Source organism: Paucibacter sp. XJ19-41, assembly GCF_028462495.1.
In the GTDB taxonomy this organism is placed as follows: domain Bacteria; phylum Pseudomonadota; class Gammaproteobacteria; order Burkholderiales; family Burkholderiaceae_C; genus Roseateles_E.
In genome coordinates this window covers 1-9,851 of record NZ_JAQOWX010000163.1, presented here as the reverse complement: position 1 = coordinate 9,851, position 9,851 = coordinate 1, and the positions used below count along the sequence as shown (strand labels likewise).

The 9,851-nt window shown below is 69.1% G+C and carries 8 protein-coding genes; 1 reads left to right on the top strand and 7 read right to left on the bottom strand.

Translation table 11 applies throughout. From position 1 onward, the window contains the following. The 7 genes from PO768_RS26225 to PO768_RS26195 form a co-directional block, all read right to left on the bottom strand. On the bottom strand, nucleotides 1-667 hold a 667-nt coding region (locus PO768_RS26225), incomplete at its 3' end, for an AfsR/SARP family transcriptional regulator (protein WP_272648403.1). A gap of 85 nt (nucleotides 668-752) precedes the next feature. Further along, complete coding sequence (locus PO768_RS26220; RefSeq protein ID WP_272648402.1) at nucleotides 753-1,886, bottom strand: HD-GYP domain-containing protein; 1,134 nt, start codon at nucleotides 1,884-1,886, stop codon at nucleotides 753-755. A gap of 98 nt (nucleotides 1,887-1,984) precedes the next feature. Then, the gene (locus tag PO768_RS26215; RefSeq protein WP_272648401.1) at nucleotides 1,985-3,604 is read right to left on the bottom strand and encodes a S8 family serine peptidase; all 1,620 of its coding nucleotides are present in this window, start codon (nucleotides 3,602-3,604) and stop codon (nucleotides 1,985-1,987) included. Nucleotides 3,605-3,606: 2 nt separating this feature from the next. Further along, a complete protein-coding gene (locus PO768_RS26210; protein ID WP_272648400.1) occupies nucleotides 3,607-3,891 on the bottom strand; it encodes a hypothetical protein in 285 nt (94 codons plus the stop codon). A gap of 15 nt (nucleotides 3,892-3,906) precedes the next feature. Beyond that, nucleotides 3,907-5,028: a phosphatase PAP2 family protein gene (locus PO768_RS26205; protein ID WP_272648399.1), complete on the bottom strand. Its 1,122-nt coding sequence runs from the start codon at nucleotides 5,026-5,028 to the stop codon at nucleotides 3,907-3,909. Between the two features lie 34 nt (nucleotides 5,029-5,062). Next, nucleotides 5,063-6,850, bottom strand: a complete 1,788-nt coding sequence (locus PO768_RS26200) for an adenylate/guanylate cyclase domain-containing protein (RefSeq protein ID WP_272648398.1) — start codon at nucleotides 6,848-6,850, stop codon at nucleotides 5,063-5,065. Between the two features lie 93 nt (nucleotides 6,851-6,943). Then, the gene (locus tag PO768_RS26195) at nucleotides 6,944-7,381 is read right to left on the bottom strand and encodes a Cd(II)/Pb(II)-responsive transcriptional regulator (RefSeq protein ID WP_272648397.1); all 438 of its coding nucleotides are present in this window, start codon (nucleotides 7,379-7,381) and stop codon (nucleotides 6,944-6,946) included. A 248-nt stretch (nucleotides 7,382-7,629) separates the two neighbouring features. On the opposite strand from PO768_RS26195, the gene PO768_RS26190 reads away from it, so the two are divergent. Continuing rightward, the coding region (locus PO768_RS26190) for an ATP-binding protein (RefSeq protein WP_272648396.1) at nucleotides 7,630-9,851 on the top strand (2,222 nt) is incomplete at its 3' end.

The following is a 9,851-nucleotide window of genomic DNA, read 5'->3' as shown; positions in this document are numbered from 1 at the left end:
CGGCCTGCGGCGCCGTGCCGTACTCGCGCCGCAGCACCGTCGCGCAGCGCTCGTACTGGGCCAGCGCCTCGCTGCGCCGGCCGAGCGTCGCCCAGGTCTGCATCAGCAGCCGATGTGCCAGCTCGTTGCCGGGGTCGAGTTCGAGCCAGCGCTGCAGGCAAGGCACGGCCGCTTCGTGGCGCCCGGCGGCCAGCAGCGTGCGGGCCAGCCGTTCGAGCGCGGCCCAGGCCAGACGCTCGACGCGGGTCCGCTCGCCGCTCAGCCAGGTCTCGAACCCCTCGCTGATGAGCGCGCCACCCTGCAGCAGCGGGCCGGCATAGAGCGAGGCGGCCAGCTGCAGCTGCTCCGGATCGGCGGAGCGCGCCGCCGGCTCGAACTGCCACAGGTCGACGCCGACGCAGCGGGGGTCCAGCATCACCTGCTCGCCGCCGTTGATCTGCAGCACCGGGCAATCGCGTCGCAGCTCGCTCAGCAGCTGGCGCAGGCTCTGCCGCGCCCGATCCCGTGGCACTTCCTCCCACAGCAGGCTGCCCAGATACTCCCGCGTCAGGCCGGCGGGGCCGGCGCATCCCAGCAGGCCCAGCAGGGCTTGTGCCTTGGGGGATGCGGCGGCCGTTGCGGCATCGCTTGCGAGCCGACAGGAGCCCAGGAGCCTCAGTTGCCACATCGGCGGATTGTGGGGCGACGGATCCCCTTCTGTCATGTCCCTGACTTTGCCGCCCGGCGCGGCGACGACCTCTGGCGGCGCAGGCTCAGACCGCCCCGATCAGGCCGGCGACCTGCTCGTCGGACAGCCGCATCGGCAGCGCCTGCACCGGCAGCAGGGCCGCCACCGCGTGCTCGCCGCGCGCGCTGTCGCGCAGCACCGGGTTCAGGCGCGGCTCGCCGGCGCCATTGATCAGCACCGCCACGCGCGGTTGATGCGCTTTCTCGCCATTGCCCACCACCAGGCCCAGCTCGCCCGAGGCCAGGCGGACCACGCTGCCCGGCGGGAAGATGCCGAAGGCCTTGATCAACGCGCCGGCCAGCGGGCTGGCGTCGGCCATCTGATGCAGCTCGCGGCCGGCCTGCTGGGCGCTCATCGCGGGGCGGTTGGCGCGGCTCGACAGGCGGGCCGTGTAGACATCGGCAAAGCGCAGCATCTCGGCCAGCTCGCTGATATCGGTCGCGCCGTTCGGGTAGCCGGAGCCATCGGCCAGCTCATGGTGCTTGAGCACGGCCTCGATCCAGTCGGTGTCGGTGATGCCGGCCTCGCTGAGCATCTCGGCGCTGCGGGTCGGGTGTTCGTTGATGGCCTCGCGCTGCTTGGCCGTCAGCGGCGAGACCTGGGTCGACAGCCGGGCCTGCAGCTCGATCATCGCCAGATTCATCGTCAGCGCGGCCTGGAAGGCGCGGCGCTGCTCGGCCTCGGTCCAGCCCAGATAGCGCGCCGCCGCCTGGCAGGCGGTGGCGGCGTGGATCGAGTGGCTGACGCCATAGTGGCCGGCACCGGCTTCGGGCTGGCGCACCACCTGGGACAAGGCCACATCGGGCGAGCACTCGATCAGCGACAGCAGCAGATCGGTGGTGCTGTGAATGGCGCTCGCCAGCTGTGCGATGGGCGCACCGAGCGCCTGCCTGACATCGCGGCTGCCACGGTCCCAGTCGGCCGGCAGCCGTGCCAGCCGCTGCGCCGGCGTCTCGCGCCGCGAGGGCTGCACCGCCTCGGCCAGCTCCTGGACCTCGACCAGCGCGCCGCGCTCGAACAGCTCCTGCAGCTGCGCCTCGTCGCGTATCACCTGCCCCCGTGCCAGCAGCAGCATGCGGCTGGCATCGCGCACGCTGAACGGCAGCGGCTGACCGAGCACGATGCGGTTCTTGACGGAAGAGAGCGAGCAGACGCGCATGGAGGTGTGGACAAAGCAAGGCCCGCCGGGATGCGGGCCTGAATTGCTGGACCACACTCTACATCGGCTCGGCCCCACAAGAACTTGAGCACCGGGCGCTACAGCCGCACAGCACTCAATGCCAGCCAGTAGTCCGAAACCCAGTGGCTGTGCTCGGGCTCTGCAACGGGTGCGCTCGCGGCCTGCTGACGCAGGGCTTGCAGCAGCCCTGCCTTGTTCAAATATCCTCTGTCGGCGAGCAGCCCGGCCAGCCGTCGCGCCACCACAGGCGCCGCCAGCGAGGTGCCACGGCGGGTCGGTGCGCCGGCTTCCGGGTCGGGCGCCATCGGGCGCGGTGAGAAGAAGCCGACCCGGCCCACACTCCGCTCGCTCGGGCCCCGCGTGAACAAGGCTGGCCCGCACAGGTCGGGGCCGCGGCGCTGCCCGGCGCTGGCATCCGGCCGGCCAGCGGCGCTGTCTTCACATAGGCTGTAAATCCCGCTCTCCAAATCGTAGGCGTAGCCGCCCACCACCACCGCATGACGGCTCCAGGCCAGGCTGCTCAAGGTCCGGTCCCGGCTGATCAGACCGGCCGATGTCTTTTCTGCGCGAAACGACAGGTGGCGGCGCTGCTGGGTATTGCCGGTACCCACCCCATCATCGCGCGCGACCCAGGCGTCCACGGCGATCGGAACCGGTGCCTGGCTGATCACCGCGATGCGCCAGCGTCCGTAGGGATTGGCCGGCCAGCCATCGCCAGGGCCGGCCAGGCCCTGCGCCAGCCCGACCCAGGCCTGGATACCGCTGAGGCCATTGGGCCCGCCTCCGGGGGGCGAGACATAGAGCATCGCGATTGGCGCACTGGCGGGCTCGCGGCGCATCACGCGCACGGCGGTGCCGGCCAAGGATGCGGCCACGGACACAGAGTTTCCATTCACCGGACCAAGCTCAAAGCTCAGCAACTCGGCATGGATGGAGTCGAACTGGGCCCAGAGCTCGACGAAGTTGGAGCTTTCGTCGGCCCGCTCCACATCGATGAACAACTCCTGCCGGCTCTGCCCGCCCGCAGGCGCCGCCGGCAGCACAAAGCTCGCGTGGGCGCCGACCTCTCGGCTATTGCCCGCTGCGACGACCACGGTCAGGCGTCCGGCCTCACGCTCGATCAAGTCGTCAATGGCCCGGTCCAGCATGGCACTGCTGTCGTGTGGGCCGCTGTGGCCGCCAAGACTGACGGTGACAATGACCGGCGCTTGCGCAGGTGCCTCGTCGAGGATGTAGTGCAGCGCATCCAGCACATAGACGTTCAGCCAGTTGCCATGGGTGTTGTCGAAGGCGCTGCGCGGCACTTGCACCGCCACGATGGGGAACTCGCTGGCGGCATCCGGCGCCTGGGTCAGCGGGTCGAGACGGCCGGCCATCAGCGCCAGCACATGGGTGCCATGGGTCCAGTCTTCCCAGGGCTGGCCCAGGGATTTGTAGACGCGCGCCTCGTTGCCGTCGCTTGCCAGGTCCTCCAGGCAGTTATTGATCGCGTCCTGGCACAGGCGGCGCCCATAGCCCAAGCGCGCCGGCCGTTCCCAGCCGCCCTCCGGCAGTGTGTCCGACTGGTCCCAGAGGCTTTGGATGCGGCTGCGGCCCTGCGCATCACGAAACTGCTGATGCAGAAATCCGATACGGTCATCGATGATGGCCAGCAGCGGTGGCGGCCGGCCGGTCTTGTCGCTGGTGTTCTTGCTCATTGCTAGAGCACCTCCAGCCCGCCGACCGTGCGTCCCGGCAGCCGCAGATTGCCCTGGGCCGCACCCGCAAGCCGTCGGGCCGTGAAGAAGACGGCATCGCTCGCATAGACCAGCGGTACCTGCCAGGCCGCATCCAGGGCGTCGGCCGGCGTCAGCGTCGACCCCGCTTCACACAGCAGCTGCACGGGGCTGGCAAGCGCTGGCTGCTGCAAGCGCCACAGCACCCAGGGATCGTCGCTCAGGCATTTCAGCGCCACCGGCATCTCCACCCATTCGTATTTAGGCATCGCGCGCTCCCGGGCTCAATAGCCCCACTCGGCACGCGCGGCCTTCCACAGCCATTGCAGCTGCGGGTTGACCGGAGGGCTCAGAGCTTCTCCCAAGGCGTGATAAAGCCCGGTCTGCGCACTGGCCGGCCCGGCGACTTCCATCACGGTGTTGTCGATGTCGCCCTGGCCATCAAAGGCACAGGGCTGCACACTCAGGGCTCCGGTACACAGCGCCACCATATGCGCGCCCAGCGTCTCGCCGAGAATCTGCCCGGCAATGCTGTCGATCCGGTAGTGCACACCGGCTGCCACCCGATTCGCCGCCACGCGCTGCGCCAACATGCGCAGCGCGTGGCCATAGTCGGCGGATTCATGGCCCGGCGTGGCCGACAGCAGATGGGCCAGCAGGGTCGACACCGTCGAACTCTCGGTCGCATGGCCGCTTGGCAGGCTGCCATGGGCGGGGGTCAGGATGGCCGGGTGGCAGTGGCTGTTCAACTCATAGGGGCGGGGGCAGGCCAGCGCATGCTTGATGCGCAGCACCACATTGCTGCCCAGCTCCAGCGCCAGCTGCACCAACTCGAGGGTCTTGGGCGTGCGGTCCGGATGCAGCGGGATGATGGCGCTCCAGAACGAGAAGGCGGGGGTGATCTGGCTAAGCACCTCGTTGAGTCGCATCTTCACCGCATCGGTTTTGATCAGGTTTTCCCGCTGCTCAATCGTGCTGAGAGCCTGTTTGCGAAACTCGTCCAGCGAGGGCCGCACGATGCGCACCAGCGGCTGACCCTGCCAGCGCAGCTCGAAATGTGGCCGACCGCTGGTGTTCCCGGCGGCAAAGCTCAGATCGCCGGTCACCTCCCAGCCCAGCACCTTATGGCGGATCTCCGGCTGCCAGCGCGCCAGCGAGGCCGGCTCATCCAGGGTGGCCGGCAGCAGCGGCCGGGCCGGGCCATAGGCGCCGATGGCCAACTCCTTCAGGCTGCTCTTGATGGCATCCCGGCTCAGATCCAGGCCGCAGCCCAGCACCGTATTCGCCAGCGTCCCGGCATAGCCCGGATAGCCGTTGACGACTGCCGGGATGGTACCCGTCGTGCCCGTTGTCCCGGTGGTGCCGGTGGTTCCCGTTGTGCCCGTGGTTCCGGTCAGTGCGCTCATGTTTGCTCCCTTGAAGTCAGAAAGGCTGCCTCGGTCAATGCGGAACACCCGCCATCGCCAGGGCCTCGGCCAGACGATCCACCTGCGCCTGCCGCTGGCCTGGATAGCGGGCGCGGAAGGCGCTGATCGTCAGACCCGGCTCGATGCGCAACAACTCCAGCGCATGGGCTCGCGCGGCCTCGACCTGTCCGTCCAGCGCTTGCGCCATCACCAGCGCGCGCAGGGTCGAGGCATGCTGGCGATTGCCGCGCAGCGAGCGCAAGCCATAGTCGATGGCCCCGGCATAGTCGCCGGCCAGCAGCTTGGTCAGCGAAATGAAGTGATCGAAGTAGTAGCGCATCGGATCGAGCGGCGACAGGCGCTGCGCATGCAGGGCCGACTCCACCGCCAGATCATGCTGTTCCCGGTAACCCAGCATCGCCGAGCGATAGAGCCAGGCCAGGCTTTCATTCGGGTTGGCCTGCAGAGCCTGCTCGTAGCGCCGCTCGGCCGTCGCGAAGTCCTTGCGCACATAGCCGCTTACAAAGCCGTCGAGGGCCAGACTGGGGGCATGATCGGGCGCCAGGTCCAGCGCACTGGAGGTTTGCCAGAGCGCGCGTTGACCGTCCTCCTTGGGGTCTGGTGACCAGCCTTGCCCGAGCCGCATCACATGCCATTTGCCCAGCCAGGCTTTCGGCACCGGCGAGCGGGGATGCCGCTCGCAGAGATGGTCGAGCATCTCGCGCGCACGATTGAAGTCGTCCAGCGACAGGCGATGCAGCAGGCCGACCGCACCGAACAGCAGCGCGTAGCTTTCCAGCGTCGGGAGCACCGCAGTGCAGGCCCGCTCCGCTTCACGCCCGACCAGGGCCCTGGAGATTTGTGCCGACAACTCGGCAAAGGCTGCCGCCTGTCCGCTGAGCACGGCCGCCATGTCGACACTGGTGGACTCGGCCCAGACCACCTGCTGCGACCGCGCGTCCATCAGTTCGACATGCAAGCGAACCAGATCGCCGCTGCGTGCACAACTGCCCTGCACCAGGAATCTGGCGCCCAGCAGCTTGGCCAGCGTCTGAGGCGACTGATGGCTGCGGCGACCCAGGCCCATGGTCGATAGCTGGGAAATGACCGACAGATAGGGAACTTTCGAGAGGCAGGTCAGCAACTCCTCGGCCACCAGTTCGCCGAGCAGCGCGTCCGTCTCACCGGGGGCCAGGGATTTGAAGGGCAGGACGGCGACACCCACCTCCAGGCCTTGCTTCGTCGTCGATGCCGGCTCGCTCGGTGCGACAGTGCTCGAGAGGCGCCAGGTTCGGATCGGCTCCGGCAGGTTCTTGACCCAGCACTCGCCGATATCCTCCAGGTCGGCATCCAGTCCGTCACGCAGATGCTCCCTGACCGCCATGGAGATGGCCGTGCCGCCAGGCTTGGCCAGCGAAGTCAGCCGGGCTGCCAGGTTGACGCCGCTGCCGTAGATGTCGTCATGATCCCTGACCACCTCGCACAGATTCACTCCTATGCGCAGTTGCAGGCAGTCAGTCGCCACGCGATCCAGATTGAAGCCCTGCATCGAGCGATGCATGTCCTGGGCGGCGGCAACTCCGGCGAGCACGTCATCGAACTCCAGCAACATCCCGTCGCCAAGACTCTTCACCATGCGCCCCTGATGGGCGGGCAAGACCTGACTCCGGACCTCATGCACGAACCGCCGCCAGCGGTCGATGACATCGGCCTCGTTGGCCTGCATCAAGCGCACTGATTCGACGACATCCACCACCACAATGGTTTTGGTGGCTCGAACCAGTTCGGGCCAACCCTCTCCCTGTGAGTCGGTGGTGCTCATCGTGACCGCACAATCTGTTACCTTCATCCCCATTCTGGGGGACGGGTGTTCGGGTCGGGCAGGGGTTTGCGAGAGCCTAGTTCTAGGGAAGGGTCAGGTCTTTCCCTGCCCATGGCAGGCACAGGCCTCGCCATGGGCGGCCGCCACCAGCTCTTCCAGGATGCCGCAGCCATGGGCGTCGTGATCGGCGTCGCAGCGCGCCTTCAGCGCCACCAACTGCTTCTCCAGCGCCTGCATGCTGGCCAGGCGTGCCCGCACCTTGGCCAGTTGCGCCTCGACCAGGCCATCGACACTGGCGAGCTGGGTCGGGTCCTGGCTGTGCACGCTGGCCAGCAGCAGCGCCACATCGGCCAGTGACATGTCCAGCGCCCGGCAGTGGCGGATGAAGGCCAGGCGCTCCAGATGCGGCTGCGCATAGTCGCGATAGCCGTTGGCGCTGCGCGCCGGGCCGGGCAGCAGGCCGCTCTTCTCGTAGAAGCGGATGGTCTCGATATCGACCCCGGTGGCCTGGCTGAGTGCTCCGATGCGCATGGCGGCTGGTCCTTTCGCAGCCAGCATAGCGCGACTGTGGAGCCGCTACAGGCTTGCCGGCCAGTCGTTTTGGGGCCGGGTCGATAAAGACGGGGACAGGATTGGCGGGACAACGGGTGCCGGGTCGCGCCATCCGCCTCTAAACTCGGCCGCTGCATCGAGGGTCCGAGCATGAGTCTGTGCAACCGCCATCGAACCGCGGCAACCGCCACACCACACACCCGGCCGGGCCGCAAGGCTCAGGGCTCATGAGCGGCCCAGCGGCCGGGCCGCCCCGGTCACTGCAGGCGCTGCAGGCGGCCATCGCGACGCTGGAGTCGCAGCGCGCCTTGCTGGGCGATGCCGTCGTTGATGTCGCGGTGGCCGGCCTGCAGGCTCAAGCACAGGCCTTGCAGGCTGCCGGCTCCGAGCCGACGCAGAGCCAGGCGCTGCGCCTGGTCAGCATCCTGTTCCTGGATGTGGTGGGTTCCACCGCGCTGGGCCAGCAGCTCGACCCGGAAGAGATCCATGCGGTGATGGATGGCGCGATGGCACGCTTCACCGGCGTGGTGCAGGCCCATGGCGGCCGTGTCCTGCAGTACGCGGGCGACAACCTGCTGGCCGGCTTCGGCGCCGACGAGGTGCGGGAAGACGATGCCGAGCGTGCCCTGCGCTGCGGTCTGGCGCTGCTGGCCGCCGGCCGCAGCGTGGCGCAGCAGGTGCAGGACGAACACAGTCTTCAAGGCTTTGACGTGAGAGTCGGCATTCATTCCGGCCAGGTGCTGTTGGGCGGAGGCGTCGATGCCGAGGGCACGATACGCGGCAGCGCGGTCAATATCGCCGCGCGCATGGAGCAGTGTGCGCCGCCCGGGGGGCTGCTGATCAGCCTGGACACCTACCGGCTGGTGCAGGACCGCTTCGATGTGCAGCAGGGCCAGGCCTTGCACATCAAGGGTGTCGACGCGCCGATGCTCACCTTTCGGGTCGAGCGCGAGCGCCCGCGCAGCGCGCAGCAGCTGCGGCATGGCCTGGATGCCGTCAACGCCGGCCTGGTGGGGCGCGACGCCGATCTGGCAGAGATGCGGGCCGCGNAGCGCGAGCGCCCGCGCAGCGCGCAGCAGCTGCGGCATGGCCTGGATGCCGTCAACGCCGGCCTGGTGGGGCGCGACGCCGATCTGGCAGAGATGCGGGCCGCGCTGGCCGCCGTACAGGCCGGGCGGACCCAGCGGCAAATCACCGTCATCGGCGATGCCGGTCTGGGCAAGACGCGCCTGCTGGCCGAGTTCGAGGCCGGCCTGTCGACCCCGGGCGGCGGCCCCTTGCACGCCAGTGCCCATCCGCAGGGGCTGCATCAGCCCTACGGCGTGATCCGGGATCTGCTGTTCCGCTGTTTCGATGTGCAGGACAGCGACCCCTTGGCGCTGGCCCAGGCCAAGCTGGCTGATGGCCTGGCGCCGCTGTTCGGCGAGCGGGCCGATGAACAGACCGCGCTGCTGGGCCAGCTGATCGGGCTGGACTACCGGGCCAGCCCCTTCATCGCCGGCATCCTGCAGGATGGTCGGCAGCTGCGCGCGCGCGCCCTGCATGCCTGGATCGAGTTTCTGCGCCTGTCCTGCGCGCGGCTGCCGCCGCCTGCCGTGCTGGTGCTGATGCTGGACGATCTGCACTGGGCCGATGAGGGCTCGCTCGATGCCATCGAGCAGCTGTGCGCCGTCGGTGGCGAGCTGCCGCTGCTGCTGCTGTGCGCCGCACGGCCCGAGCTGCTGGAGCGGCGGCCCGGCTGGGCTGAGGCCTGGCCGGCGTGCACCCGCCTGGCGCTGGCCCCGCTGGATCTGACGGACCGCCAGACGCTGGCGCGCTCCCTGCTGCGCCAACTGGGTGAGCCGGCGGGCGCCGCCGCACAGCAGCTGCAAACGCTGCTGATCGAGCGCACCGACGGCAACCCCTTCCATATGGAGGCGCTGCTGCAGATGCTGGTGGACCAGGGCGAGCTGGACATCTCCGCCACGCCCTGGCGGCTCGCCGCCGGAGGCCTGCAGCGCCTGCAAGTGCCTACCACGCTGGTGGGCGTGCTGCAGGCCCGGCTCGATGCGCTGCTGATGCCGCAGCGGCGCGCGCTGCAGCAGGCCAGCGTGATCGGCGCCGTGTTCTGGGACGAGGCGCTGGCCGCGCTCGACGGCCATGCACCGGCAGCGCTGGGCGCGCTGAGCCAGCGCGGGCTGGTGCTGCCTCAGGACGGCGGCGCCTTCGCCGATGCGATGGAGTTTGCCTTCCGGCACCATCTGCTGCATGACGTCACCTACGGCACCGTGCTCAAGCATGACCGGCGCGAGCAACACCGCTGCGCCGCGCTGTGGCTGGAGGCGCGCAGCGCGGGGCGCGGGGCGGAGTTCGCCGGCCTGATCGCCGAGCACTTCGAGCGCGCCGGCCTCCCTGACCGTGCCGCAGAACACTGGGCCCGGGCGGCCCAGGAAGCGGTGGCCCGCCATGC

Bases quoted from the DNA above. Each gene is read 5' to 3' on its own strand.
- PO768_RS26220 (WP_272648402.1), bottom strand. From the start codon at position 1,886: ATGCGCGTCTGCTCGCTCTCTTCCGTCAAGAACCGCATCGTGCTCGGT.
- PO768_RS26215 (WP_272648401.1), bottom strand. From the start codon at position 3,604: ATGAGCAAGAACACCAGCGACAAGACCGGCCGGCCGCCACCGCTGCTG.
- PO768_RS26210 (WP_272648400.1), bottom strand. From the start codon at position 3,891: ATGCCTAAATACGAATGGGTGGAGATGCCGGTGGCGCTGAAATGCCTG.
- PO768_RS26205 (WP_272648399.1), bottom strand. From the start codon at position 5,028: ATGAGCGCACTGACCGGAACCACGGGCACAACGGGAACCACCGGCACC.
- PO768_RS26200 (WP_272648398.1), bottom strand. From the start codon at position 6,850: ATGAGCACCACCGACTCACAGGGAGAGGGTTGGCCCGAACTGGTTCGA.
- PO768_RS26195 (WP_272648397.1), bottom strand. From the start codon at position 7,381: ATGCGCATCGGAGCACTCAGCCAGGCCACCGGGGTCGATATCGAGACC.